Annotated in this window: 29 protein-coding genes; 12 read left to right on the top strand and 17 right to left on the bottom strand. The window is 56.2% G+C overall.

The genetic code is table 11. The annotated features are described in order from the left end of the window. Nucleotides 1-182: 182 nt before the first annotated feature. A complete protein-coding gene (locus AUQ41_RS01575; protein WP_063086183.1) occupies nt 183-923 on the bottom strand; it encodes an SDR family oxidoreductase in 741 nt (246 codons plus the stop codon). Nucleotides 924-1049: 126 nt separating this feature from the next. On the opposite strand from AUQ41_RS01575, the gene AUQ41_RS01570 reads away from it, so the two are divergent. Next, nucleotides 1050-1967 (top strand): LysR family transcriptional regulator, encoded by a 918-nt coding sequence (locus tag AUQ41_RS01570; protein ID WP_063086181.1) that lies wholly within the window; start codon nt 1050-1052, stop codon nt 1965-1967. On the opposite strand, the gene AUQ41_RS01565 is transcribed toward AUQ41_RS01570, so the two are convergent. From AUQ41_RS01565 to AUQ41_RS01555, 3 genes are all read right to left on the bottom strand, one after another. Next, the gene (locus tag AUQ41_RS01565) at nt 1953-2459 is read right to left on the bottom strand and encodes an SRPBCC domain-containing protein (RefSeq protein WP_063086179.1); all 507 of its coding nucleotides are present in this window, start codon (nt 2457-2459) and stop codon (nt 1953-1955) included. The genes AUQ41_RS01570 and AUQ41_RS01565 overlap by 15 nt on opposite strands. A gap of 150 nt (nt 2460-2609) precedes the next feature. Next, a complete protein-coding gene (locus AUQ41_RS01560; protein WP_063086177.1) occupies nt 2610-3557 on the bottom strand; it encodes a glyoxylate/hydroxypyruvate reductase A in 948 nt (315 codons plus the stop codon). Nucleotides 3558-3726: 169 nt separating this feature from the next. Next, on the bottom strand, nt 3727-4146 hold the full coding sequence (locus AUQ41_RS01555) for a VOC family protein (protein ID WP_063086174.1): 420 nt from the start codon (nt 4144-4146) through the stop codon (nt 3727-3729). Between the two features lie 109 nt (nt 4147-4255). Between AUQ41_RS01555 and AUQ41_RS01550 the strand changes: the two genes are divergently transcribed. After that, entirely contained in the window at nt 4256-5203 is a 948-nt protein-coding gene (locus tag AUQ41_RS01550) for a LysR substrate-binding domain-containing protein (RefSeq protein WP_063086172.1), read from the top strand. A gap of 48 nt (nt 5204-5251) precedes the next feature. On the opposite strand, the gene AUQ41_RS01545 is transcribed toward AUQ41_RS01550, so the two are convergent. From AUQ41_RS01545 to ade, 10 genes are all read right to left on the bottom strand, one after another. After that, on the bottom strand, nt 5252-5719 hold the full coding sequence (locus AUQ41_RS01545; protein ID WP_232308284.1) for a DUF6314 family protein: 468 nt from the start codon (nt 5717-5719) through the stop codon (nt 5252-5254). An 82-nt stretch (nt 5720-5801) separates the two neighbouring features. Beyond that, on the bottom strand, nt 5802-6173 hold the full coding sequence (locus AUQ41_RS01540; RefSeq protein ID WP_063086170.1) for a histidine triad nucleotide-binding protein: 372 nt from the start codon (nt 6171-6173) through the stop codon (nt 5802-5804). Between the two features lie 56 nt (nt 6174-6229). Further along, entirely contained in the window at nt 6230-6556 is a 327-nt protein-coding gene (locus tag AUQ41_RS01535; protein ID WP_063086168.1) for a phosphoribosyl-ATP diphosphatase, read from the bottom strand. 4 nt (nt 6557-6560) lie between these two features. Next, nucleotides 6561-7322, bottom strand: coding sequence for an imidazole glycerol phosphate synthase subunit HisF (gene hisF / locus AUQ41_RS01530; protein ID WP_063086166.1), 762 nt, complete (start codon nt 7320-7322; stop codon nt 6561-6563). Between the two features lie 22 nt (nt 7323-7344). Then, on the bottom strand, nt 7345-8073 hold the full coding sequence (gene hisA / locus AUQ41_RS01525; protein WP_063086164.1) for a 1-(5-phosphoribosyl)-5-[(5-phosphoribosylamino)methylideneamino]imidazole-4-carboxamide isomerase: 729 nt from the start codon (nt 8071-8073) through the stop codon (nt 7345-7347). After that, nucleotides 8070-8624 carry a GNAT family N-acetyltransferase gene (locus AUQ41_RS01520; RefSeq protein ID WP_040822270.1) on the bottom strand — a complete coding sequence of 185 codons (555 nt, stop codon included), beginning with the start codon at nt 8622-8624 and terminating at the stop codon, nt 8070-8072. The genes hisA and AUQ41_RS01520 overlap by 4 nt, the downstream gene beginning before the upstream one ends. Continuing rightward, a complete protein-coding gene (gene hisH, locus AUQ41_RS01515; RefSeq protein ID WP_063086162.1) occupies nt 8621-9271 on the bottom strand; it encodes an imidazole glycerol phosphate synthase subunit HisH in 651 nt (216 codons plus the stop codon). Before hisH ends, AUQ41_RS01520 begins: the two co-directional genes overlap by 4 nt. After that, nucleotides 9268-9711: a DUF2628 domain-containing protein gene (locus AUQ41_RS01510; protein WP_063086160.1), complete on the bottom strand. Its 444-nt coding sequence runs from the start codon at nt 9709-9711 to the stop codon at nt 9268-9270. Before AUQ41_RS01510 ends, hisH begins: the two co-directional genes overlap by 4 nt. Before the next feature lie 82 nt (nt 9712-9793). Then, nucleotides 9794-10393: an imidazoleglycerol-phosphate dehydratase HisB gene (gene hisB / locus AUQ41_RS01505; protein WP_062957116.1), complete on the bottom strand. Its 600-nt coding sequence runs from the start codon at nt 10391-10393 to the stop codon at nt 9794-9796. A gap of 167 nt (nt 10394-10560) precedes the next feature. Further along, nucleotides 10561-12288, bottom strand: coding sequence for an adenine deaminase (ade, locus tag AUQ41_RS01500; RefSeq protein ID WP_063086158.1), 1728 nt, complete (start codon nt 12286-12288; stop codon nt 10561-10563). A 229-nt stretch (nt 12289-12517) separates the two neighbouring features. On the opposite strand from ade, the gene hslV reads away from it, so the two are divergent. The 3 genes from hslV to AUQ41_RS01485 all read left to right on the top strand — a co-directional run bounded on the left by hslV (nt 12518) and on the right by AUQ41_RS01485 (nt 15056). Beyond that, nucleotides 12518-13078 (top strand): ATP-dependent protease subunit HslV, encoded by a 561-nt coding sequence (hslV, locus tag AUQ41_RS01495; RefSeq protein WP_008888827.1) that lies wholly within the window; start codon nt 12518-12520, stop codon nt 13076-13078. A 59-nt stretch (nt 13079-13137) separates the two neighbouring features. After that, nucleotides 13138-14448: an ATP-dependent protease ATPase subunit HslU gene (hslU, locus tag AUQ41_RS01490; protein WP_063086156.1), complete on the top strand. Its 1311-nt coding sequence runs from the start codon at nt 13138-13140 to the stop codon at nt 14446-14448. Nucleotides 14449-14576: 128 nt separating this feature from the next. Next, entirely contained in the window at nt 14577-15056 is a 480-nt protein-coding gene (locus AUQ41_RS01485; RefSeq protein ID WP_168173393.1) for a GNAT family N-acetyltransferase, read from the top strand. Nucleotides 15057-15081: 25 nt separating this feature from the next. On the opposite strand, the gene AUQ41_RS01480 is transcribed toward AUQ41_RS01485, so the two are convergent. Together AUQ41_RS01480 and AUQ41_RS01475 are read right to left on the bottom strand one after the other, a co-directional pair. Continuing rightward, complete coding sequence (locus AUQ41_RS01480; protein WP_008888829.1) at nt 15082-16491, bottom strand: ATP-binding protein; 1410 nt, start codon at nt 16489-16491, stop codon at nt 15082-15084. Nucleotides 16492-16775: 284 nt separating this feature from the next. After that, a complete protein-coding gene (locus AUQ41_RS01475; RefSeq protein ID WP_063086152.1) occupies nt 16776-17357 on the bottom strand; it encodes a malonic semialdehyde reductase in 582 nt (193 codons plus the stop codon). A gap of 253 nt (nt 17358-17610) precedes the next feature. Between AUQ41_RS01475 and AUQ41_RS01470 the strand changes: the two genes are divergently transcribed. The 7 genes from AUQ41_RS01470 to AUQ41_RS01440 all read left to right on the top strand — a co-directional run bounded on the left by AUQ41_RS01470 (nt 17611) and on the right by AUQ41_RS01440 (nt 23996). Then, entirely contained in the window at nt 17611-18873 is a 1263-nt protein-coding gene (locus tag AUQ41_RS01470) for a polysaccharide deacetylase family protein (RefSeq protein ID WP_063086150.1), read from the top strand. 203 nt (nt 18874-19076) lie between these two features. Next, nucleotides 19077-20303, top strand: a complete 1227-nt coding sequence (gene coaBC / locus AUQ41_RS01465) for a bifunctional phosphopantothenoylcysteine decarboxylase/phosphopantothenate--cysteine ligase CoaBC (protein ID WP_063086148.1) — start codon at nt 19077-19079, stop codon at nt 20301-20303. 74 nt (nt 20304-20377) lie between these two features. Next, nucleotides 20378-20842 (top strand): dUTP diphosphatase, encoded by a 465-nt coding sequence (dut, locus tag AUQ41_RS01460; RefSeq protein ID WP_063086146.1) that lies wholly within the window; start codon nt 20378-20380, stop codon nt 20840-20842. Nucleotides 20843-20935: 93 nt separating this feature from the next. Further along, nucleotides 20936-21391 carry an Rrf2 family transcriptional regulator gene (locus AUQ41_RS01455; RefSeq protein WP_008888834.1) on the top strand — a complete coding sequence of 152 codons (456 nt, stop codon included), beginning with the start codon at nt 20936-20938 and terminating at the stop codon, nt 21389-21391. Nucleotides 21392-21594: 203 nt separating this feature from the next. After that, nucleotides 21595-22545 (top strand): cysteine synthase A, encoded by a 951-nt coding sequence (cysK, locus tag AUQ41_RS01450; protein WP_040822518.1) that lies wholly within the window; start codon nt 21595-21597, stop codon nt 22543-22545. A 226-nt stretch (nt 22546-22771) separates the two neighbouring features. Next, on the top strand, nt 22772-23575 hold the full coding sequence (locus AUQ41_RS01445; RefSeq protein WP_063086143.1) for a molybdopterin-synthase adenylyltransferase MoeB: 804 nt from the start codon (nt 22772-22774) through the stop codon (nt 23573-23575). Further along, complete coding sequence (locus AUQ41_RS01440) at nt 23565-23996, top strand: DsrE family protein (protein ID WP_063086141.1); 432 nt, start codon at nt 23565-23567, stop codon at nt 23994-23996. The genes AUQ41_RS01445 and AUQ41_RS01440 overlap by 11 nt, the downstream gene beginning before the upstream one ends. Nucleotides 23997-23999: 3 nt before the next feature. On the opposite strand, the gene AUQ41_RS01435 is transcribed toward AUQ41_RS01440, so the two are convergent. After that, a complete protein-coding gene (locus AUQ41_RS01435) occupies nt 24000-24611 on the bottom strand; it encodes a Fic family protein (protein WP_063086139.1) in 612 nt (203 codons plus the stop codon). Between the last annotated feature and the right edge of the window lie 59 nt (nt 24612-24670).

Genomic DNA, 24670 nt, shown 5'->3' with positions numbered 1-24670 from the left:
TGATGGCGCGCCATCATGGGCAAAGCCGGGGACCAAGGCAATATGGCAATGACGCCGCCTGTTAGTGCATCAGGCGGCGTCATTGCCGGTAGTGCGGGGGCCAAGGCCAAAGACCGGCACGGGGATGGGGGAAATCATGCCGATATCAAACCAGGGACCCCGGCAAGCAGGGTTTGTGGAGGTCAGGCAAGACCACCATTGGCACGGATGGTCTGACCATCCACCCAGCCGGAATCCGGCCCGGCGAGGAAGGACACCACACCGGCGATGTCATCAGGTTCACCAAGCCGTTCGAGCGGTGGCATTTTTGCGAAATTGGCGATCTGTTCGTCGGTCTTACCATTGAGGAACAGTTCGGTTGCAACCGGGCCCGGCGCAACGGCATTGACCGTGATCTGGCGACCGCGCAGTTCCTTGGCGAAAACACCTGTCATTGCCTCGACCGCGGCCTTGGTGGCGTTATAAACGGCATAGCCTGGCAGTTTGAGGTGAAGTGCGGTGGTCGAAAAATTGATCACCCGGCCATGGTCACGCAGGTGTTTTGCGCCTTCGCGCAGCATGTTGAAGGTGCCGCGTACATTAATGTCCATCATCGCGTCATAGGTGGCATCATCCATGTCGGCAATCGGGGTGGTCGTCATGACACCGGCGTTATTGACGATGACATCAACGCCGCCAAATTCGGCGATGGTTTTGTCAAACAGGGCCTTAACCGCATCCGGCCGGGCAATATCCGCCTTGATTGCGATGGCCTTGTGGCCTTGCGATTTAAGCGAATCAGCCAGTTCTTCTGCCGGGGCGGCAGAGCTGGCATAGTTGATGACAACGTTAAAGCCATCCGCCGCCAGACGTTTGGCAAGCGCCACGCCGATGCCGCGCGATGCGCCGGTGATGATGGCGGTTTTGTTTTGATTGGCAGACATCAAAAGTCTCCTTGGTGGTTGTGGGGGCCTCAAGGGCATGGGCCCACTATGCCCAAGATGATTTTTTGGATAATTAGGTTATATTCGACATCATTATTCGAAATTGAATAACAATCAGGATGACGAATGGACCGGTTTGAGGAAATGCGCAATTTCGTGCGCGTGGTGGAGCGCAAAAGCTTTACCAAGGCGGCGAGTGATCTTTTGATCCCGCGTGCGACCATGACCAATTCCATTCAGCGGTTGGAAGAACGGCTGGGCACCCGGTTGCTGGAACGCACGACGCGCACCGTCAACCCCACACGCGACGGGGATGCCTATTACCAACGCTGTGTAAGGATTCTGGCCGATCTTGAAGAGGCCGATGGCAGCTTTACCAATGCCGACCCCAAGGGGTTACTGAGGGTTAATCTGCAAGGCACACTGGCCCGGACCTTTATCATCCCGGCCCTTGGTGATTTTCGGGATCGCTATCCGGGGATTGACCTGGTGCTGGCCGACGGTGATCGCTTTGTTGATCTGGTGCATGAAGGCTTTGATTGCGTGCTGCGCAGTGGCGATCTGGCCAGTTCATCGATGATCGGGCGGCGCTTGGCGCTTTTGCACGAGGCGACCGTTGCCAGCCCCGATTACATTGCCCGCATCGGCATGCCCGAAACCCTTGCCGACCTGAAAGGCCAGGGCCACCAGATGGTTTGTTTTTTATCCGGTGCCGATGACAAGCCGATCCCGCTTGATTTCAGGGTGGATGGCAAGCTTTGCGAGATCATGCTGCCGGCCAGTATTTCAGTGACCGGCGCCGATAGCTACGCCGCCTGTGCCGCGGCGGGATTGGGGATTGTGCAGGTGCCGCGCTATCGCGTTGCGGATGACCTTAAATCCGGAAAACTGATTGAAATCCTGCCCGATTGTCCGCCAGATCCGATGCCGGTTTCGGTGCTGTATCCGCAAAATCGGCAGCTTTCGGCACGGGTACGGGTGTTTGTCGACTGGCTGACAGAATTGCTGGCGGGGCTTGATTTTGCCGGGTCAGGCCGGGTTTGAACCGCGCGAAAGCAGTTTGATCCGGTTTCGAAATGAAACCAGATGCGCCTGCCAGTAATGGGTCATCATCGGCTTGAAACGGTTGTCATTCAGGCCATTGCGCCCGGGATGGGCCATCGAAAGCTTTTCAAGGCCAAGATGTTCCAGCGTGATGCGGGTGTAATCGCCAAGCGCGCTAAATCGGATATCGACCAATGTCGCCGGTTCCTTGGGATCGGCCATCGGCCAGTTCCATTCGAAACTCAGGCGTTTGGCGGGCTCCCACTTGGTGACCTTGCCCGCACGGACGATGAAATCCGGGCGGCGTTTGTCGACTTCCTGCAAATAGCGCACGCCATTTTCCGTCCCAAATTCCATAATACCCGGACGATTGCCAAGCAGGCGGTTGCGCGGCCCCTGTTTCCACCAGTGATCAATCCCGCCCGTGAACTGGTCAAAGGCGGTGGCTGCGTCACAGTCAACGCGAAGCGCAACAAAGGTTTTGGCTGACATCGAAAATCCCGTTTAACAGCAATGGCGCCGACTGCGTGTGCGGCTGTTCCTGTTTTGCAGAAAGCCTGTGGGCGGACAAGCAAAACCCGATCTGGCAGGCATAATGCGCCGGATCGGGTTTGAAGGGTGTGTGGTTTGAGCTTTGGCGGCTTAGTAGCCGACCTCGCGGTTCACAAGCCCGCGCGGCGTTTCGCCGCGGGCCAGACGATCAAGGTTTTCGGCAATCTGATCGACCGATTCTTCAAACCGGGTGGCCGCCGCAATATGCGGGGTGATGCGGATTTTCGCGTGATCCCAGAATGGATGGCTTTCGGGCAGTGGCTCGGTTGCCGCAACATCCAGGAACGCGCCGCGCAGATGGCCGGTATCAATGGCGCGCAGCAAGTCGGCCTCGTTGATCATGGCACCCCGGGCGGCATTAATGATCGCAGCCCCTTTTGGGAGGAAGGAAAGCGTGCTGCTGTTAAGCACGTTTTCGGTTTCCGACGTGCGTGGCAGAAGACAGATCAGGATATCGGACTGACCAAGAAATTCGGCAAGCGTTTCCTTACCGGCATAGGTCGAAATGCCTTCAATCGCCTTCATCGAGCGGCTCCAGCCCGAAACGGTAAAGCCGAGACTGGAAAGTGACACGGCAACGGCAGAGCCCAGTGCACCCAGCCCCATGACACCGACCCGGCATTGCGAAATGCGTGCGACGTCATGCTGGGTCCAGTCGGCCTTGGCCTGCTGGGCGCTATAGACATCAAAGTCGCGCATGAAGTGAAGCGCGGCGTAAAGATGATATTGCACCATCTGATCGGCCATCCCGGCATCTTCCAGACGAATGACCGGCAGTTCCTTTGGCAGGCTGGGCGAGGAAACAACATGATCGACCCCGGCACCGAGCGAGAAGATCGCCTTGAGCTTTGGCAGCGTCTTGATCAGGCCCTGCGGCTGTTTCCAGAACAGCGCATAGTCAATCGTTTCAGGATCGTAATCGTCTTCCTCGGTGACGATATTGGCGTCCGGCAGGCGGTCAACCATCACGCTTTTCCACTTTTGATCGTCGCCGGCAGCGGAAATCAGAATATTGAGCGGGGCGTTGGTGGTTGCCATCGGGGTCTCCTGGTCAAAACTTCGAAAGTTGGGGCGATGAAAAAGGTTTGCACATATCAAACGCGCCAGAGCGCAAAGCGTTCCGGCGCGTCAGTTGGCGCTTCAAACACAGTCTGTCACGGACCGCCCTGCTTTCACAAGGCCGGGTCGGCACTGGGTTTGTGCAGACTTAGTGGGCAAAGATCATCGCCGGATCGCGGAAGGTCTTGAATTCAAGACCATTTCCCGCCGGGTCTTCGACAAAGAAGGTGCCTTGTTCGCCCGGCTCACCCTTAAAGCGGATCTTGGGTTCGAGCAGGAATTTAACATTGGCCGCCTTAAGCTTGTCGGCCAGTTCGTGCCATTTTTCCCATTCCAGAACCGCCCCGAAATGCGGGATCGGCACTGCATCGCCATCGACATTCCCGGCACCGCTGTTTTGGCCGGCTTCCGGGCGGACATGGGCGGAAAGCTGATGCCCAAAGAAATCAAAATCAATCCAGGCCTCGGTCGAGCGGCCCTCGTCACAGCCGAGGATATCGATATAGAACGCGCGGGTGTCAGATATCGATTTGATCGGAAAGGCCAGATGGAACGGGGGCAGCGACATGGGTGTCTCCTAGATAATCTAATGCTGTATTGTTAGAGACAGTCTAAATCAGCATAATACCGGGCGTAAAATCAGAAGTTCTGAATTTAGGGTCAGGAAAACTATCGATATGGCGCTGCGCCCGACCACTCCGCCGCTGAACGCCTTGCGCGCCTTTGAAGCCGCCGCCCGGCTTGGCAGCTTTGCCCGCGCGGCTGCGGAACTCTCCGTGACCTCCGGTGCGATCAGCCAGCAGGTCGCCAATCTGGAAGCCAGCCTTGGCATGAGCTTGTTTGAGCGTAATGGCCCGAAACTGACGTTGCGCGAAGCCGGCCGGGCCTATTTGCCCAGTCTACGTCGGGCGCTCGACGAGATCGAGGCCGCCACCCTTGATCTGGTGACCCATGGCGCGGGGGAGCGGAAACTGGTCATCGGTGCGCTGCATACCTTGGCCAGTAGCTGGTTGATTCCAAGATTAAATCGATTTCAAAACGAACATCCCGATATCCGCCCGGTGATCGAAACCCTGGCACTTAATTTCGCCACCCCGGAACGCAGCCCGGACCTTGGCGCACGCCAGATGGATGTCGGGCTTTATTTCGGTGATGGTCGCTGGCCCGGGATGATCTGCGACAAGCTTTTTGATGAAATTCAAGTGGTTGTCGCCAAACCCGGATATGTTGCGTCAGGTGAGGCAGCGGGCGCAAACCGCCCTGTTGGCCCGGCAGAATTGATCGGACGCTACTCGCGACTGGTCCACACCACCCGGCCCAAGGCATGGCATGACTGGGCGCAGGCCAACGAGATTGCCATCACCGGTGCGCCCGGACCGGCGTTTGAGCACTTCTTCATGCTGATCGAGGCGGCCAAGGCAGGCATGGGAATCGCCCTGCTACCAAGGGTTTTGATCGAAGGACCACTTGCCGAGGGCAGTCTTGAAATCGTCAGCACGGCCAGCTTGAAATCCAGCGGCGCATACTATCTGATCACACCCGAAAGCCGTCAGGACGTTCCGGAAGTACGCGCCTTTCGCCACTGGGTGCTCGGTTTGGCAAGTCAATCCGGATTGTCAGAATAACGCAGCAAGTATTTGAAAATATGAACGGATGTTCCGTATTTCTGGATGCTATGCGCGGCGATAGATGCTGTGCAGCAGGTGATCCTTCTTCGGACCGGTGATTTTTATTTTTGTTTCGAAATGATCTGGCCCATTCCAGATCATGCAATGGTGATAAAAGTCCTCCCCACAGGGGTGAATGTCGCGGGCACAAACACCCTCTTCACCCGCTTCGCCAAATTGCAGCAGCACATAGCGATTGCCGAAACTCAACGGGTCGCGAAACAGAAGCTCGATTGCCGCCGGGTCCTTGTGCAGGACAAAATCATATTCCCGATAGCCATCAAACCGCTTGCCGTCCGGGCGGGTCAGAAACCCTTCCTCGCGATAGCGCAGTGTCTTGGGTTGGGCCGGATCGGCGGCATGAAACGTGACATCGCCGGTAAACTGCCCGGCTTCGCCCAGATCGCGCACAAGCGTCCAGTTGCCTGCAAGGGCATGGAAAATCTCGGATGCATTGGGGATGTTGGGTGCCATAGGTGTTTGCAGATCCATCTCGGGACAAAGAAGGCAGGGCGCGGAATGCGGGGCCCTGCCTTTTTAATGGGTTTCTAGTCGCTTAGGCGCCCGGCAGCATCCGCGGGAGTTTCTCACCGCCCAGGATATGCACATGCAGGTGCGGGACGTCCTGGCGACCGTGTTCGCGGGTGTTGGCGATCAGGCGGTAGCCGTCCTCAACCACGCCAGCTTCCTTGGAGATTTTACCAATCGCGCGGGTATAGGCGACGATTTCGGCGTCCGAGGCATTGAGCGCAAAGTCGTCATAGCTGGTGTAAGCACCCTTGGGGATGACCAGAACATGCGTTGGGGCCTGCGGCGCGATATCGTTAAACGCCAGCACATGGTCATCTTCATAGACCTTGGTGCACGGGATTTCGCCGCGCAGGATTTTGGCAAAGATGTTTTCCGGATCGTAGGGCTGAACGGCCATGATGATGCTCCTGATACCTTGTCGGGACATTGCCCGGATAGTTGAGGCTTTATGCCTTAATCTTTGCTGCGCGATGCCTTTTCGGCAATACCTGAAATGCTCTGACGTTCGGCCAGGATCTTCCAGACATCGTCAGGCTTCACCCCCTGATCGGCCCAAAGCACGGTCAGGTGGTAAAGCAGGTCCGCACTTTCCGATGCGACCTTTTCGGGGGTTTCGGCCAGGGCGGCAATTACGGTTTCAACGCCTTCTTCGCCGACTTTCTGGGCAATTTTGGCGGTACCCTTGGCAAACAGCTTGGCAGTATAGCTGGTTTCCGGGTCCGCACCCTTACGGGCAGAAACGGTCGCGTAAAGCGCATCAAGGATGTGTTGATTGGCCATGCTCTCATTCCTCACGTACCGGAATACCGGCGGCTTTCATGTGTTCCTTGACCTCGCGAATGCGATAGGTGCCGAAATGGAAGATCGAGGCGGCCAGAACCGCCGATGCATGGGCATCACGCACCCCTTCGACCATATGGTCGAGCGTGCCAACACCACCGGAAGCAATGACGGGCACATGGACGGCATCGGCAATGGTACGGGTCAGCGGAATGTTAAAGCCTGACTGGGTGCCATCGCGATCCATCGAGGTAACAAGAAGTTCGCCCGCACCGTATTCGACCATTTGTTTTGCAAACGAAACGGCATCAATTCCGGTGGGTTCGCGCCCGCCATGGGTGAAGATTTCGAAGGTGTCCGGGCCGGTTGATTTGGCATCAATCGAGACCACAATGCATTGCGATCCGAACTTGCGTGCGGCTTCGCGCACGAAATCGGGGTTTTTGACCGCAGCGGTATTGATCGAAACCTTGTCGGCACCGGCCAGAAGCAGCTTTCGGATGTCCTCAAGGCTGCGCACACCACCGCCAACGGTGACCGGCATAAAGCAGGCCTCGGCCGTGCGGGCAACCACATCAAAGATGGTATCGCGGTTATCACTTGATGCCGTGATATCAAGGAAGCAGAGTTCATCCGCACCCTCTGCATCGTAGATACGCGCCTGTTCGACCGGGTCGCCGGCATCGATCAGATCAACGAAATTGACCCCTTTGACGACGCGGCCGTCCTTGACGTCAAGACAGGGAATGACACGGGTTTTCAGCATGGTCTGTTTCCTGTTGGGTCGGTTACGAAAGGGCCGCGATGGCCTCTGCCAGATCGATGCGGCCATCATAAAGCGCACGACCGGAAATCGCGCCATCAATGCCAGCATCTGTGTGTTTCTTGACCGCGATCAGATCATCAAGCGATGAAACCCCGCCCGATACGATTACCGGGGTCGAGATTTCCGATGCCAGGGCAACGGTGCTTTCGATATTCGGGCCGCCCATCGCGCCATCACGGTCGATATCGGTAAAGATGATCGCCGCCACACCGCAATCCTCAAATTTCTTGGCGAGCTCAAGGGCGGTGACCTCAGACGTTTCCGCCCAGCCTTCAACCGCGACATAACCATCGCGGGCATCAATGCCGACAGCCACCCGGCCCGGCCATTTGGCACAGGCTTCCTTGACGAAATCCGGATTGCGAAGGGCCACGGTACCCAGGATCACGCGCGTGATGCCCTTGTTCAGCCAATAATCAACCGTTTCCATGGTGCGGATGCCGCCACCAAGCTGCGTCTGGGCCTTGCCCGAAACGGCGGCAAGGATGGAATCCACAGCCGCCCCATTGACCGGCTCACCGGCAAAGGCGCCGTTCAGGTCCACGATATGCACCCAATGGCAGCCGGCGGCGACAAATTCACCGGCCTGTGCGCCCGGATCGTCGTTAAACACGGTTGCCTTGTCCATGTCGCCGCGCAGCAAGCGCACACATGCACCATCTTTCAGGTCAATTGCGGGATAAAGGTTCACTGATCGGTGTCCTGTATTTTCTTGGTGTAGTAATAGCCTTCGACCATCTTGCCATCGACCATCGCGTAATAGGGATTGATGCCCCAACGGACATATCCAAGCCCGTTATACAGTGCGATGGCGGCTTCCTGGGTTTCGCGAAGGTCGAGTTTCAAAACGCTGTAGCCCGCTTCACGGGCGAAATATTCAATCGAACGCACGATCGCCTTGCCGTTGCCGCGCCCGCGTGCCCAAGGGGCAACGAAATGGCCGGAAATCTGGGCGGAATGACGCTGTGCTTCAAGGTTGGCCGGTGTTTCGATCAACTGGGCGGCACCGGAAATGATGCCGTCAACGCGTGACACAAACAGATGGCGACCAGGCATCAGCAACACACCGCGCCAGTATTTTTCCATGTCCGGGCGGTCCGGCGGTGTGAGCCAGCCAAAGCCACCGCCTTCGACAATCGCCTGGGTACAGGCATCGACAATATCGGAAATGTCACCCGCGGTCAGTTCGGTCACGCGTTCGGCAATCACGCCCGGCTGGATGGTATCAGATGGTGCGATCATGGCTTCCACCCCAGGAAGTTCCCGATGATGGTCAGCCCCGTTTTCTGGCTTTTTTCTGGGTGGAACTGGGTGCCAATCATGTTGTCACGCCCGATCATCGCGGTGATGTTCCCGCCATAGGAAACCGATGCCAAACGCTGATCCGGGTTGGTGACATGCATGTGATAGCTGTGCACGAAATAGGCGTGATCGCCATCCGAAATGCCGTTAAGGACCGGGTGCGCCTTGCCCGCCGGATCAAGCACCAGCTCGTTCCAGCCCATATGCGGGATTTTAAGGCTTGGGTCGCTGGGCTCGATGGCCACGACTTCGCCGGAAATCCAGTCAAGGCCATCCGTGACGACAAATTCACGGCCGACGGTCGACATCAACTGCATGCCGACACAAATGCCAAAGAACGGTTTTCCGCCTTTGATCACCTGTTCGGTAAGGACATCAACCATGCCCGTCACGGCATCAAGACCGGCACGGCAATCGGCATAGGCGCCAACGCCCGGAAGCACGATATGGCTGGCGTTGCGGACCTTTTCCGGGTCATCGGTGACAATGATCTCGTCAGAAAAGCCGGTTTCACGTGCAGCACGCTCGAACGCCTTGGCGCACGAACGCAAATTGCCGGAACCGTAATCTATAATCGCAACACTCATGGGTAGGATGGGCTCCCGGTTGAGGGGGTGGAGGTAAGGGCAGCTGCGGAGTGTGGGACGCGCAGCCGGGAATTTTTTGAACGCTCAAAGCAGCGATGTTCGGCGTCGGTTTCATCATGGCCCGCGACGATATCGACCATCTTCCAGCCAGATGCTGCCAGTTTGCGCCGGCGCAGGTCATTGGCGATCAGGCCAAAGCCGATACCGGTCACAAACGCTAGGGCAAAGTCCATTTCAGGCCCGCCGTTAAACAGCTCGACGGCAAAGGTGCAGAGAAATGAAACCGCGACAAGGCCGAAAAAGCCCAGCCAAAGGCGATGGTACAACGCCCAAAGGCCCGAGAGCAGAAAGGCCCAGAAATTAAAGCCTTCGCGGATCAGGATGGCGTTTTCCATCGGGTCGGCATCGCCGGGATGGGTATGGACTGTGTAAACCTTCATCGAAAACCGGTTCTCTGGACCGGTGGCAAAGTGTTGTCTGCTGTGCCACCGGTGTATTTTCGATCAGATCGAACTGACCTGCTTACAAGGAGCCGCCAAGCGTGCCCTTGGTGGACGGAATGGCATCGGACTTGCGCGGATCAATTTCGATAGCTGTGCGCAGGGACCGTGCAAGCGCCTTAAAGGCGCTTTCGATGATATGGTGGTTGTTCTCACCATACAGGTTCTCGACATGCAGCGTGATGCCAGCCGCCTGGGCAAAGCCCTGGAACCATTCACGGAACAGCTCGGTATCCATATCGCCCAGCTTGTCGCGGGTGAATTCGACATTCCAGATCAGATAGGGACGGCTTGAAATATCCAGTGCCACACGGGTCAGCGCCTCGTCCATCGGCAGCAGGCAACTGCCATAACGCGTGATGCCCTTCTTGTCGCCAAGCGCCTTGGCAAAGGCTTCGCCAATCGCGATGCCGCTATCTTCGGTGGTGTGGTGGAAATCAATATGCAGGTCGCCCTTGGCCCGGACTTTAAGGTCCATCAGGCTGTGACGCGAAAGCTGTTCGAGCATGTGATCAAGGAACCCGACCCCGGTCTCGACGTCATAAACGCCGGTCCCGTCAAGGTTCAGTTCAACCATGATCTGGGTTTCGTTTGTGTTACGCTCAACGCGGGCCTTGCGCATGCAAAGCTCCTTTCCTGCAGATATTGATGCATATGACGGGTCGTATGTAGCAACAAAGCTGTGGAAAAGCCAGTTTTAGGTGCCTACGTATTGGCCGCAAAATCACATGAATTCGTGCATCCGGTCGGCAAACCGTTTTCTACCCGACGTCACAGGCTGTTTTGGCATTAGACAAAGTCGAACTTATCGACGTCAAACAGGCCGCGATCGGTCATTTTCAGGTGCGGGATCACCGGCAGGGCCAGGAAGGCGACTTGCAGGAACGGTTCGGGCAAAACACATCCCAGATCCTTGGCTGCCTTGCGCAGATCAATCAGGTGCTCCTCGACGGTTTCGAACGGCTCAAGGCTCATAAGGCCCGCAACCGGCAGGGCCAGTTCAGCCGTGACTTTGCCGCCATCGGCCACCGCAAAGCCGCCGCCCATTTCAATCAGGCGATTGACGGCTGCTGCCATGTCGGCATCGCTGGCGCCGACCACAGTGATGTTGTGGCTGTCATGCCCGACGGAGGAGGCAATCGCCCCGCGTTTCAGGCCAAAGCCGCGCACGAAGCTGCGCCCGATATTGCCATTGATGCCATGGCGTTCGACGACTGCGACCTTGATCACATCATTGGCGAGGTCAGGTTTCAGGCCATTATCACCAATTTCAAGCGTTGCTTCATCGCGGAAGGTCAGGATAAGGCCCGGCTTGACCTTGATCACTGGCGTCTGGTTCTGACCTGGTTTGGGATCGCAGGCAAAGGCTTCTGCCGTGACCGGGGTGGCCTTCATCGACGTCAAACCGACCGGTGCAATTTCTTTGCGTTTGGCAAACAGATCCTTGGTGACAAGGCGGCCACCTGCGATGACGTCGGTGACGTGGCAGGCTTCCAGATCATCAAGGATCGCGATATCAGCCCGCCAGCCCGGCCCGATCAAACCGCGATCACGCAGGCCGAAAATGCGGGCTGCGGAATGGGACGCTGCGCGATAGGCATGATGGATCGGGCAATTACGTGCCTTCAAATGACCAATTAATCGCGAAACAAGACTATCAAGGTGACCTTCTTCACCAATATCAAGCGGGTTGCGGTCATCGGTACAGAGTGCCACGAAGCTTGAGCTGTTTTCATCAAGAATCTCTGCCAGTGCCTCCAGATCCTTGGACACCGATCCTTCGCGGATCAGGATCGCCATGCCCTTGGCAAGCTTTTCGCGGGCTTCCTCGGCCGAGGTGGCTTCGTGATCGGTACGAATGCCGACCGCCATATAGCCATTAAGGTCCAGTCCGCGAACCAGCGGCGCATGCCCGTCGATATGGCCATTCTGAAAAGCTTCAAGCTTGGCCATGATGCCCGGATCAAGGTTGAGCACGCCGGGATAGTTCATCATTTCCGCCAGCCCGACGACCTTTTCGTGCGACCGGAACGGCAGAAGGTCGTCGATCTCAAGCCGCGCACCGGCGGTTTCAAAGGCGGTGGCCGGTACGCAGGATGACAGATTAACCCGCACATCCATCACGGTCTGTTCTGCGCAATCCAGGAAGTATTTGATGCCCTCGGACCCCAGCACATTGGCAATTTCGTGCGGGTCACACAGGACCGTGGTGACACCGTGCGGCAATACGCAGCGATCAAATTCCAATGGTGTGACCAGTGAGCTTTCAATATGCAGGTGGGTATCGATAAAGCCCGGCACGGCGAACTTGCCGGTGCAATCAATCTCGGTCTCGCCAGCATAGCTGTCATGGGTGCCGACAATCCGGTCGCCAACAATGGCGATATCGGTTTCGGTGACCTTGCCGGTGATGACGTCAAGCAAGCCGATATTCCGCAGAACCAGATCGGCCTTGATTTTGCCCTGACCGGCAAGAATGCATTTGCCAAGATGGGTTTGGGTAAGATCGCTGCTCATGGGCTCTGGTCCTGTCTTCTTGAAATTCTTTTACCATCCCAAGGGTAAAGCATGTGGCGGGGGTATGCCTTGAATTTTTTGGGTATCTCAGCGTTGAAACTGTGTTTTGGTCGACATGAAGGTCGCGCGGTCAGCGGAAGCGGCAGTTGCGCGTGGCTTCTGCCCTTGACCGGGGCGTCTGCCGTGCTAACTCTTGGGCGAAGCAATCGATGAGATTCAAGGATAATTCATGAGCGAACAACAAAGCTGGCATGGCACGACAATTCTGTCCGTGCGCAAGGGCAATGAAGTCGTGGTGGCCGGTGATGGTCAGGTCTCGCTTGGTCCGACGGTGATCAAGGGCAATGCCCGCAAGGTGCGCCGGATCGGCCAGAAAGGCGAGATCATGGTGGGCTTTGCCGGGGCAACGGCGGATGCCTTTACCCTGCTGGAACGGCTTGAAGCCAAGCTTGATCGTCATCCGGGCCAGACGATGCGCGCCTGTGTCGAACTGGCCAAGGACTGGCGGACGGATCGTTACCTTCGCAAGCTAGAAGCCATGATGGCGGTGGCCGATAAGGACGTGTCACTGGTTCTGACTGGTCAGGGTGATGTTCTTGAACCCGAAGACGGCATTATCGCCATCGGATCGGGTGGCAACTATGCGCTTGCTGCGGCACGGGCCCTGCTAGATCAGGACCTCAGTGCCGAGGAAATTGCACGCAAGGCCATGGCGATTGCCGGTGAGATTTGCGTCTACACCAACGGCAATGTACTGCTTGAAAAAATTGATCTTGAGGATGCGAAATAATCAAGGTGCCAAATCGGGCCTTGTTACGGCATTCGTCGCAAAAAGATACGGAATAAATCATGACCCAACATTACAGCCCGCGCGAAATTGTTTCCGAACTGGACCGTCACATCATCGGTCAGAAGGATGCCAAGCGCGCGGTCGCCATTGCGCTGCGTAACCGCTGGCGCCGTCAGCAGCTTGACGAAACCATGCGCAATGAGGTGCTTCCGAAAAACATCCTGATGATCGGCCCGACCGGTGTCGGTAAAACCGAAATCGCGCGTCGCCTTGCCAAATTGGCCGAGGCCCCGTTCATCAAGATCGAAGCCACCAAATTCACCGAGGTTGGTTATGTCGGGCGCGATGTCGAACAGATCGTGCGTGATCTGGTGGAAGTTTCGATCGACCTGACCCGCGAAAGCATGCGCAAGAAAGTCCGCGCCAAGGCAGAAATGCAGGCCGAGGAACGCATTCTGGATGGTCTGGTTGGTGAAAATGCATCGTCTGATACCCGCCAGAAGTTCCGCAAGATGCTGCGCGAAGGCGAGCTTCAGCACAAAGAAATCGAGATTAACGTGCAGGAAAGCAGTGCGGCTTCTATGCCGACCATCGATATCCCGGGCATGCCCGGTGCACAGATGGGGATGCTGAACCTCAATGACATGTTCGGCAAGGCGTTTGGCGGCAATACCAAGCCAAAACGCATGACGGTCGAAGAAGCCTTTGAACGCCTGATCGATGAAGAAGGTGACAAGCTTCTCGATAATGACAAGGTCACCGCCGAGGCGATTGAAAATGTGGAACAGAACGGCATCGTGTTCCTGGACGAGATCGACAAGATAACTGCACGGTCCGAACGTGGTGGCGATGTGTCGCGCGAAGGTGTTCAGCGCGATCTGTTGCCACTGATCGAAGGCACGAACGTTTCAACCAAGCATGGCACGGTCAAAACCGACCATATCCTGTTCATCTGTTCTGGTGCGTTCCATCTGGCAAAGCCGTCCGACCTTCTGCCGGAATTGCAGGGGCGTCTGCCGATCCGCGTTGAGCTGAAGGCGCTGACCGAGGGCGACTTCCGCCGCATCCTGATGGAGCCGGAAGCATCGCTGATCAAACAGTATATCGCGCTGATGAAGACCGAGGATGTGACACTCGACTTCACCGAAGATGCGGTCGATGAAATTGCCCGTATTTCGGCCAATGTGAACGAATCGGTCGAAAATATCGGGGCGCGTCGCCTGCACACGGTGCTCGAAAAGCTGCTCGATGATATCAGCTTTACCGCCACCGACCGTGGGGGCGAGACGTTCAAGGTCGATGCCAATTATGTCCGCGAACAGGTCGAAGATTTGGCCAAGGATACCGACCTTTCGAAGTTTATTCTGTAATCGAAACGTTCAATCGGACCAGATATGCAAAAGGCCAGCACGATGTTGCTGGCCTTTTTACTGTAATACTATGCGGTCGCACTTTGGCCTATGGTGAAGCCGTTGAAGTGGATTGATTGGGGATGATCATGGCTTTCGACATCGTTTATCTGGCAGACAGGCCTGATTGCGTTGATGCTTGTGCGGCATGGTCGTTCGGGCGTTGGGGTGTGCAAAAGCCAGATAGCAAACTTGAAAATGTCAGGGCGTACTTTGCCCAATGCAGTCAAAAAGACGATCTGCCACTGACCCTTTTGGCAATTAATCGGGAAACCGGTTTGCCAATCGGCATGGCAAGTTTATGGCCGCAGGACGGAACAGATTGGCCAGAAAAGACACCATGGATTGCAGCTGTCTATACCCTGTACCGTTATCGCGGGTTGGGGATCGCGAGATGCTTGGTCAATCGTCTGCTTGGTGAAGCAGAACGTCTTTCAATTAAGACAGTGTATCTTAAAAGCGGATCGGCTGCCGAAATGTATCGTAGTTTCGGCTTTAAAGAGCTTGATCGCCAGCCTTCAATCACGGCCGCAGCGGGCTATAAAACCCTGTTTTCAAAAAATATTTGAATAGCATACCGGCGAGCGCAACTTATCAGGCGCTGTGCAGTTTCCGGACATTGTCGCCGGTTTTGGCCGGGAGATAGACCGTAAAGACCGAGCCAACACCCTGTTCACTTTCGATCTGCATGGTCCCGCGGTGGCGTTGCACCAAATGTTTGACGATGGCGAGGCCGAGGCCGGTGCCGCCAACCGCGCGGGAGCGTGCGGTATCAACTCGGTAGAAGCGTTCCGTCAGGCGCGGCAGGTGTTCACGGGCGATGCCATCGGAATGATCGCGGATGGCAACGGCCATGATGCGGTCATGGCGGAAACGCGCCAGTGCGCCCGGCGGGTTTTTCGCCAGACTGATCGAAACTTCGACATCGGTATTGGCGTGGCCGTATTTGATGGCGTTTTCGACCAGATTGACAAAGACCTGGGTCAGTTCCTTTTCCTCGCCAACCATTTCCGTGTCATCAAGCGTGCTGGTGACACGGATGTTCATGCCCTTGGCTTCGGCCTTCAGGGCAAGGCTTTTGGCGACCTTGCCGATGATCTTGCCGACATCGCAGTCTTCGGACGGCGGGGTATGTTCATTAAGTTCGATCCGGGCAAGCGACAGCAGATCTTCGATCAGATGCTGCATGCGTTGGGCCTGATCGCGCATCACCGGCAGGAACTGGTTGAGCGCATCGGGATCATCCTTGGCCGGGCCTTCAAGCGTTTCGATAAAGCCCAGCAGCACCGAAAGCGGGGTACGGAGTTCGTGCCCGGCATCGGTCGCGAAGTCGGCGCGCATCTGTTCAAGTTTGCGAAGCTCGGTCAGATCGGAGAATGTCAGAACGAAGTTCCGATCACCTGCGGCAGCAGGCAGGCGTGCGGTCAGTACGTCGAAGTGACGGTGCGCGTCAGCCGCCAGCACGAATTCCGCATGCTTCATGGTTTCGCGCGCGCTTGCGACATCGTCAAAGGCATCCAGCAGGATCGGGTCACGGATAAAACGCGTCAGATCACGGCCGGTTTCAAGGTTGTGAAACAGGCCCTTGGCCGCCCGGTTAAAGCCGGTGACCACGCGATGGCGATTGACCATCACCACCGGGTTTGGCAGGTGATCAAGGATTTCGGCATCGGTGCTGGTTTGTGCTTCAAGCAGCGCGATGCGATCACGAAAGGCTGCGGCAATCTGGGTATAGAGCGATGAAAGCTCGGACGCGGCGGCAAAGCTGATATGTTGCGGCGGGGTGCCTTTATAGCGGTCGCGCAGATCGGTCGCATAGCGTGCCACCCGGCGCAGATCGCCAAAATAGATGCGCAAGATCGCCGCAGCCCCGAGCCACGCGGCGGTCGCAGACAGGATCGCTGTGCCCCAGCCAAGCTGCTCCATCGCCGCAAGGACGACAAAGACAACACCTGCCGGAAAGGCAACGGCCAAAGCCGTAAGTATCAATTGGCGGAAACCCAATTAACGCTCCTGTTTAAACGGGGTGACGGCGGTTTACCATGCGTGTGATCAAAAGTGGACCTAAAATGGTTATGGGCCAGTAAAGATCAAATAAAACTTTGATGACAGTTTTCTAAGCACTGAAGTGATTGAAAATATCTGTCGGGTGCGTGGTGATGCCGTCCTCTGCCCAAGGCCTTTGGGCAAGATGCTCATGTGGGGAGCGTATCGGTTTGCGCCAACCGGCGGGCGGGTGTTTTGGCGCCCGCCGGTCAGGTTCTTGTTTGGTGTGATCAGAAGCCTGATCAGATGATTTCAGCACCCTGGTCGAAGCTCAGACGCGGCTGGCGTTCAAACAGCTTGCTGCCATCGCCATAGCCGATATTAAGCAGGAAGTTGCTTTTATACGGGGTGCCAGCAAAGAATTCGGCATCGACTTTGGCGTTATCGAAGCCCGACATCCCGCCACAATCAAGGCCAACGGCCCGAAGGGCCAGGATGAAATAGCCTGCCTGCAGCGTGCCATTGCGAAATGCGGTGGTTTTGATGGCCTCTTCCTTGCCGGCAAACCATGACCGGGCATCGGTATGGGGGAACAGATCGGGCAGCTTTTCGTAAAATTCCATGTCATGGGCGATGATGGCTGTCACCGGTGCTGTCATGGTTTTTTCGATATTGCCCTCTGCCAGGCAGGGTTTAAGGCGTGCACGGGCCTCGTCGGTGGTGACAAAGGTAATGCGCATCGGTTCGCAATTGGCGCTTGTCGGTCCCAGTACGGTCAGGTCCCAGGCCTTTTTGAGAAGTGCCGGGTCAACCGGTTTGTCGTGCCAGACATTGTGGGTGCGGCCATTGTGAAAAAGAAGGTCAAGTCCATCAGAATTAAGCATGCATCCTCGTCAATCAGAAGTGGTTGCCAAAAGTTCAATATGGTTACCATTAGATTTGTAATGTGGCGGACAATTGGCAAGAGCTGATATGAACTGTGGAAAAACAATCGGTTCACTGGTATTTTCGAAGTCAAAATGACCCTGCAAAACGCATTGCGTGGGGCAGGAGCCGGGTTTTCTACTGGGGGGGGATCCGAGGGCGCGAATGAGTTGCGCCCCGGAGTGGGTGGATCGCAAGATACTGGAAACAGATATGGCAGTTGAGACCAAAGGGCACAGCGCAATTTCGGCAGTGATGCGGGTGAAACCGCCGCGCAGGATGCACGGCCTTATTGTCGGTGTCTCCTTCGCGGTTGGGCTTACTTTTGGTGCTACGGCGGGCTTTGCCCAGATCGCGTCGGATAGCGCACCTGCAACGGATGAAACGGTTGAGGCGACGACAGCTGAGCCTGCGGTAACGGGTGCAGATGGCGCCGAAGCCCCGGAAACCCCGGACGTCCCGACGACCGATGCAACAGCACAGGACGCAACCCAGTCCGATGCGCCGCAAAATGCGGATCAGGAAATGGTTGCGCAAAGCGGAGACGCGACCTCGGCCGTGGTGTTTATGTATCATCGCTTTGGCGAGGGCGAATATCCTTCGACCAACATCACGATGGAACAGTTCGACCAGCACGTCAAAGAACTGACCAGCGGCCCTTATACCGTCTTGGGCGTTCCGCAGATCGTGAGCGCGCTTGCCGATGGCACGGGACTTCCGGACCGCACCATTGGCATTACGGTCGATGATGCCTATCGTTCAGTTTACGAAAAGGCCTGGCCGGTATTTCGTGAACACAACCTGCCCTTCACGGTGTTTGTTTCCACCGAACAGCTTGATTCGGGCTATGCCAACTACATGACTTGGGACATGGTGCGCGAATTGTCCAAGGCGGGTGTAACGATTGGTGGTCACAGCCAGAACCACGCCCATTTGCCTGATTTTGACATTGATCGCGTCAAGGCAGAGCTTGCCAATTCTGCCGCCCGGTTTGAGGAAGAACTCGGCTATGTTCCGGAAATCTTTGCTTATCCCTATGGGGAGGCCAATGGCGAGGTCATCGCCGCGGTAAAGGAAGCTGGCTATCGCGCGGCCTTTGGCCAGCAAAGCGGTGCGATGCACACCGAATCCGATTTCATGTATCTGCCGCGTTATGCTCTGAACGAGCATTACGGCGCGATGGACCGGTTTAATCTGGCGGCAAATTCCCTGCCACTTGTGGTCAGCGACGTCACACCGGCTGATTACACCCTGACCCGCAATCCGCCGGCCTTTGGCTTTACGCTGGCAGAACCGGCCCCGTCGATGAACTGTTATCCGTCCGAAGGGGAGCCGACCATGTCGCGCCTTGGCGAAGAACGGGTTGAAATCCGTCTCGATGGTCCGGTTTCAAGCGGGCGCTGGCGGATCAACTGCACCGCCATGGGGCCAGATTCACGCTGGCGCTGGTTCGGGATGCTTTATACCGTTCCATAAGCAACCGCTTGATGGCGTAAAACCCGATATTCAGCATCGGGATCTGAAATCCAAATAAAATCAACGCCATGTCCAGATACCGGGCATGGCGTTTTTCAAACAATCGTGCCGCTTTTATCGTGTTCTTGATTGGGTTCTTGCGCCCGATTGGGGGACAATGTAGGTTAACCACACTTCTTAACCGTAATTAATTGGTAATCACAGTGCCAAGTGACTTAAATCGAAAGAGTGTGCTTCTGATCATCTCGGGCGGCATTGCTGCCTATAAGGTGCTTGAAGTGATCCGTCGGTTGCGTGATCGCGGGATCCATATCCGCGCCATCCTGACCAAGGGCGGGGCCGAGTTCGTGACACCGCTTTCGGTTGCGGCACTGACCGAAAACAAGGTCTATCAGGATCTGTTTTCCCTGACCGACGAAGCGGAAATGGGCCATATCCGCCTGTCGCGTGAGGCCGACCTTGTTCTGGTCGCTCCGGCAAGTGCGGATATTCTGGCCAAGATGGCCACCGGACAGGCCGGTGATCTGGCGACAACTGCGTTACTTGCGACCAACAAGCCAGTGATGATTGCCCCCGCGATGAATGTCGAGATGTGGAACCATCCGGCGACGCAAGCCAATATCGCCACCCTTGAAAGCCGTGGCGTGCTCCGCGTCGGCCCGTCATCTGGTGACCTGGCCTGTGGTGAATTTGGATCGGGCCGTTTGGCCGAACCGGCCGAGATTATCGCAAGTGTTGTTGATTTCCTGGAACAGCAAGACGCGCCCAAACCCCTTGCCGGTAAAAAGGCAGTGGTCACAAGCGGCCCGACGCACGAGCCGATTGATCCGGTGCGTTATATCGCCAACCGGTCCTCAGGCAAGCAGGGCCACGCGATTGCCGAGGCGCTGGCACAGGCTGGTGCCGATGTGACGCTGGTGACGGGTCCGGTGACCCTGCCCGATCCCGCAGGGGTGAAGGTCGTGCGCATCGAAACCGCACGCGAGATGCTGCGTGCCGTGCAGGCCGCCCTTCCCGCTGATATTGCCGTTTGTGCCGCGGCGGTCGCCGATTGGCGCACGGCTGATGAAGCCGGTCAGAAACTTAAGAAAGATGGATCGGGGGTGATCCCGGACCTGAAGCTTTCGGAAAATCCGGACATTCTGGCAACCATTAGCAAGGCCGGCCCAATGCGCCCGGGGCTCGTCATCGGTTTTGCCGCCGAGACGGAGAATGTCACCGACCATGCCCGCGCCAAACGGGCACGCAAGGGGTGTGACTGGATCCTGGCCAATGATGTGGCGCCCGCGACCGGGACCTTTGGCGGTGATGATAACGAGATTTGCCTGATTTCAGGCGATGACGAAACCAGTGATGAACGATGGGAACGCCAAAGCAAGACCGGGGTTGCCCGCGCGTTAAGTGCGCGCATCATCAAACATTTTTCCTGACGGGCGTATCCCGGAAGGCAGACCGAACGATTAGACCGGCAGATGATCCTGCCGGGACAAGACAAGGATAGACGATGTCGCTTTTAAGCGTTGATTTAAAACAGCTTCCGCACGGGGCGGACTTGCCGTTACCGGAATACGCAACCGCGCAGTCAGCCGCCGTTGATTTGCAGGCCGCGATTGACGGGACGCTGGTTCTGGCACCGGGCAAACGTGCCATGGTCGAAACCGGTATCGCCATCGCATTGCCCGCCGGGTTTGAAGCGCAGGTGCGTCCGCGGTCGGGTCTGGCTGCGAAAAACGGGGTCACGGTCCTTAATAGCCCCGGCACGATTGATGCCGATTATCGCGGCGAGATCAAAGTCATCCTGATCAATCATGGTGACGAAGCCTTTGAAATCGAGCGCGGCATGCGCATTGCCCAGCTGGTCGTCGCACCGGTGACGCAAGTGACATGGAATGCCGTAGAAGACTTGAATGAAACCACGCGCGGTGCGGGTGGTTTCGGTTCGACCGGAACAGCCAGCCCGGCCCGTTAGGCCAGGGAAAGCATGCTGGTCGATCCGGTTTGACGCTATCTGGTTATGCCGTCTGGGGGGATGGCTGAACCGCAAGGGGAGTTGAGTGAAAAAATGCTGAAGCTTTCTAAGAAGATGCTGTTTGCGATCGAGGCGGTCGTGGACATTGCCTATAACGCGGCGGGTGAGCCGGTCCAGAGCCGGGATATCACCGCGCGTCAGGGCATTCCGAAGCGCTATCTTGAACAGACGTTGCAACAGTTGGTGCGTGCCGACATTCTGGTCGGCGTGCGTGGCCCACGCGGGGGATATCGGCTGGCGCGTGAACGCCGTCGCATCACGCTTGCCGATATCGTTTCTGTCATTCGATCAATGGAAACATCCGATGACCCGATCGAGGATCCGGCAGGATCACCACTGGGCAAGGAAGTCGTCCGTCCGCTGTGGCGGGAATTGCAGGACGAAATGATGAAGCAGCTTGAAAAAATCACGGTCGAAGACCTGTGTAATCGGGCACGTGATGCGGGCCTGCGCAGCGGGATCGAAGAGTCCCCGGATTTCATCATTTGATCTTATCGGGGTGCAGCGGTTTGGTGTATCGTCATTGCACAAGAAACTGCTGCTATTGAAGGTAAAACTACAAGTTTATGGAACGTTGCCCGGCACAGGATGTGTAAAAAATCTTTCAATCCGTTTGACCCGGATAAATAGCGAGATAAATACAGATCAAAGATGTGCTTGATGGCAAAAATACAGAAACGTGCGAGGAAAACATGACTGAGTTTCGCGGCAAGATTTACGACAGCATCATCGACACCATTGGCGCAACGCCGCTGGTGCGCCTTTCGCGACTGGCAGAGGCCGAAGGTGTCAAAGCCGATCTGATCGGCAAGCTTGAATTCTTTAACCCGCTGGCCTCGGTCAAGGACCGTATTGGTCTGGCGATGATCGAAAATGCCGAGAAATCCGGCAAGATCAAGCCGGGCGCAACCCTGGTGGAGCCGACCTCGGGCAATACCGGTATTGCGCTGGCTTTCGTCGCAGCGGCAAAGGGATACAAGCTGATCCTGACCATGCCTGAAAGCATGTCACTGGAACGTCGCAAGATGCTGATGCTTCTGGGCGCGCAGATTGATCTGACCCCGGCGGCCAAGGGCATGAAGGGTGCGGTTGCCCGTGCCGAGGAACTGGTTTCGGAAATTGACGGTGCCGTCATGCTTCAGCAGTTTGACAACCCGGCCAACCCGGAAATCCACCGCAACACCACGGCCGAGGAAATCATCAAGGATACCGCCGGCAAGGTGGATATCTTTGTTGCCGGTGTCGGTACTGGCGGGACCCTGACCGGGGTTGGTGAAGTGCTTAAAAAGCATAACCCGAACATCCAGATCGTTGCTGTTGAGCCCGAAGACAGCCCGGTCATTTCCGGTGGCGCACCCGGCCCGCATAAAATTCAGGGCATTGGTGCGGGCTTCATTCCGGGCAACCTCAATATCGATGTCATCGACAAGGTCATGACCATCGGCAACGAGACCGCCTTTGCCACCGCCCGCAAGCTTGCCAGCATCGAAGGCCTTCCGACCGGTATTTCGTCCGGTGCAGCGGTTGCGGCCGGGATCGAGCTTGGTCAGTTGCCGGAAAACGAAGGCAAGCGCATTGTTGTGATCATACCGAGCTTTGCCGAACGGTATCTTTCGACCCCGTTGTTCGAGGGCCTGCAATAAGCAGCCTGAAAGACCAAATATTTCAAAGGGTCCGGCACGATGTGCCGGGCCTTTTTCATTGGCGGAATGCGGGGCTCCGGCTTGGTTGATTGAACAAGCAAAGCATTTCGTTGCGATATAGATATGAAATCTTTGCTTGAGGCCACTGTTCCATGGGCTATATGCAAAAGCCTAATGGATTACCATCTGATCTGATGGCCGACGTTCTGACAGGAAGCCCACCCGCGTGAGTGATTTCGATTTCAGCGAAAATGAAGTGCAACGCTATGCCCGCCACATCGTCCTTAAGGAGGTTGGCGGCACGGGGCAGATGAAGCTTAAACGCGGTCGGGTTCTGATCGTTGGGGCGGGGGGACTTGGATCGCCGCTTGCGATGTATCTGGCCGCTGCCGGGGTTGGCACGATTGGCATTGTCGATGCCGACACGGTCGAACTTTCAAACCTGCAACGCCAGATCGCGCATGGCATGAAGGATATCGGAACGCCCAAGGTCGACAGTGCCAAGGCAACCATGGCCGATATGAACCCCGAAGTCACCGTGCAGGCCCACAACACCCGCCTGGATGCGTCAAACGTCATGGATCTGATTGCCGATTATGATGTGATTGCCGACGGTTCGGATAATTTCGATACGCGCTTTTTGCTTAACGATGCCTGCTACCACGCGGGCAAGACGCTGGTTTCGGGTGCCGCCCTTCGCTTTGACGGGCAGGTATCGACCTTCAAGGCCCATCTGGGTGCGCCGCATCCCTGTTATCGCTGCATTTATCATGCTCCGCCGCCCGAAGACGCCATTCCGTCCTGTGCGCAGGGCGGCGTTTTGGGCTCGGTTGTTGGCATGATCGGCGGCATTCAGGCGACAGAGGTGCTCAAGGAACTGATGGGCATTGGCGACGGCCTTTCAGGGCAGCTTTTGATTATCGATGCGCTGTCCGCCTCGTTTCGCAAGATCAAGGTGCCCCGCGATCCGGGCTGCCCGACCTGTTCAGAAAACGCCACAATCAAGGACCTGTCTATTCATGAGCACTGAGTCTGATACGCCCAAAAAGCTTTCCCTGGTGGTGTTTTCCGGGACCTATGAAAAGGTTCATTACGCCCTCGTAATGGCATCGGCCGCCTTGGCATCGGGCCGTGAAGTGACGCTGTTCTTTACCATGGAAGCCAGCCGGGCGCTGTTTGCGCCGTCGGGGTGGCGTCATCTGCGCACCGAGGTTGACGGGGCGACGGCGACTTCGATTGATCTTAGTTACTCGACGCGCGGCATCGGCACTTTCGAAGAATTGTTGTCGGCCTGTGCCAGCCTCAACGCCAAATTCATGATCTGCGAGATGGGCCTGCGCGCCCTTGGCCTTGAAAATCAGGCAAAGCGCGAAGAATTGGCAATCGAGACCGGCGGTGTTGTCACGTTCCTGAATGATGCCAAACAGAATGGCGAGATGCTGTTTATTTGAATTTTACGACGGTGTAGATAGCTGCTTTGTCAGCAACCCTCGCAGGTACTCAGTGAGTTCTGTTAGATCGGGCGACCCGCACTTCTTATAACTTTCGTCAACTCTCTTTAGAATTTCACAATATTGAGGCCTAGTTTCTCGGATGGACTCGGGGATAATTTTTGTACCAGGTAGCCACATATTCAAATTTTGACAAAGCACGAAGTATGAAAGAGCTCTGGCAGTCCGGCCATTCCCCTGCACAAATGGATGAATCCAGTTAACACGCCAAAGAACATATGCGGCTGTTTTAACAGGCTCATTCGCTCCATCGTACCTATCCAGTTCGGCTAAAAAATCGATCATAAGTTGATCAACTTTTTCCCATTCAGGAGGTTCGTGTGGGGTGTTTGTAATATTTACATATTCTTTACGGTATTCGCCGGGGTTGCTTGACAAGTAGTGGACTGCATAGAAGTTTAACTCCTTGATAAACCGATGGTTTATCTGGAAGTCGCCATGATGTTGCGAGACAATGTAGGATGTTTGCAGGAAATCATACTGTCTTCCTAGATTAGCAATCTTTACATCGTTACCTAGGTCCGAAAGTTCATCAACAACAATTAACCCACTCAAAGCTTTCCCCTTAAGCAAAAAAATAGACCCGAGCTTTCGGGTCTATTCTATCAACCTTT

Origin of the sequence: Thalassospira sp. MCCC 1A02898 (assembly GCF_001618185.1) — a bacterium.
Taxonomy (GTDB): Bacteria; Pseudomonadota; Alphaproteobacteria; order Rhodospirillales; family Thalassospiraceae; genus Thalassospira; species Thalassospira tepidiphila.
Note: the sequence above shows the minus strand (reverse complement) of the source record. Positions and strands in the feature narration are given on the sequence as shown.

Coding starts and splice junctions, on each gene's coding strand:
- AUQ41_RS01575 (WP_063086183.1), bottom strand. CDS start 923: ATGTCTGCCAATCAAAACAAAACCGCCATCATCACCGGCGCATCGCGC.
- AUQ41_RS01570 (WP_063086181.1), top strand. CDS start 1,050: ATGGACCGGTTTGAGGAAATGCGCAATTTCGTGCGCGTGGTGGAGCGC.
- AUQ41_RS01565 (WP_063086179.1), bottom strand. CDS start 2,459: ATGTCAGCCAAAACCTTTGTTGCGCTTCGCGTTGACTGTGACGCAGCC.
- AUQ41_RS01560 (WP_063086177.1), bottom strand. CDS start 3,557: ATGGCAACCACCAACGCCCCGCTCAATATTCTGATTTCCGCTGCCGGC.
- AUQ41_RS01555 (WP_063086174.1), bottom strand. CDS start 4,146: ATGTCGCTGCCCCCGTTCCATCTGGCCTTTCCGATCAAATCGATATCT.
- AUQ41_RS01550 (WP_063086172.1), top strand. CDS start 4,256: ATGGCGCTGCGCCCGACCACTCCGCCGCTGAACGCCTTGCGCGCCTTT.
- AUQ41_RS01545 (WP_232308284.1), bottom strand. CDS start 5,719: ATGGCACCCAACATCCCCAATGCATCCGAGATTTTCCATGCCCTTGCA.
- AUQ41_RS01540 (WP_063086170.1), bottom strand. CDS start 6,173: ATGGCCGTTCAGCCCTACGATCCGGAAAACATCTTTGCCAAAATCCTG.
- AUQ41_RS01535 (WP_063086168.1), bottom strand. CDS start 6,556: ATGGCCAATCAACACATCCTTGATGCGCTTTACGCGACCGTTTCTGCC.
- hisF (WP_063086166.1), bottom strand. CDS start 7,322: ATGCTGAAAACCCGTGTCATTCCCTGTCTTGACGTCAAGGACGGCCGC.
- AUQ41_RS01520 (WP_040822270.1), bottom strand. CDS start 8,624: ATGATCGCACCATCTGATACCATCCAGCCGGGCGTGATTGCCGAACGC.
- hisH (WP_063086162.1), bottom strand. CDS start 9,271: ATGAGTGTTGCGATTATAGATTACGGTTCCGGCAATTTGCGTTCGTGC.
- AUQ41_RS01510 (WP_063086160.1), bottom strand. CDS start 9,711: ATGAAGGTTTACACAGTCCATACCCATCCCGGCGATGCCGACCCGATG.
- hisB (WP_062957116.1), bottom strand. CDS start 10,393: ATGCGCAAGGCCCGCGTTGAGCGTAACACAAACGAAACCCAGATCATG.
- ade (WP_063086158.1), bottom strand. CDS start 12,288: ATGAGCAGCGATCTTACCCAAACCCATCTTGGCAAATGCATTCTTGCC.
- hslV (WP_008888827.1), top strand. CDS start 12,518: ATGAGCGAACAACAAAGCTGGCATGGCACGACAATTCTGTCCGTGCGC.
- hslU (WP_063086156.1), top strand. CDS start 13,138: ATGACCCAACATTACAGCCCGCGCGAAATTGTTTCCGAACTGGACCGT.
- AUQ41_RS01485 (WP_168173393.1), top strand. CDS start 14,577: ATGGCTTTCGACATCGTTTATCTGGCAGACAGGCCTGATTGCGTTGAT.
- AUQ41_RS01475 (WP_063086152.1), bottom strand. CDS start 17,357: ATGCTTAATTCTGATGGACTTGACCTTCTTTTTCACAATGGCCGCACC.
- AUQ41_RS01470 (WP_063086150.1), top strand. CDS start 17,611: ATGGCAGTTGAGACCAAAGGGCACAGCGCAATTTCGGCAGTGATGCGG.
- dut (WP_063086146.1), top strand. CDS start 20,378: ATGTCGCTTTTAAGCGTTGATTTAAAACAGCTTCCGCACGGGGCGGAC.
- AUQ41_RS01455 (WP_008888834.1), top strand. CDS start 20,936: ATGCTGAAGCTTTCTAAGAAGATGCTGTTTGCGATCGAGGCGGTCGTG.
- cysK (WP_040822518.1), top strand. CDS start 21,595: ATGACTGAGTTTCGCGGCAAGATTTACGACAGCATCATCGACACCATT.
- AUQ41_RS01440 (WP_063086141.1), top strand. CDS start 23,565: ATGAGCACTGAGTCTGATACGCCCAAAAAGCTTTCCCTGGTGGTGTTT.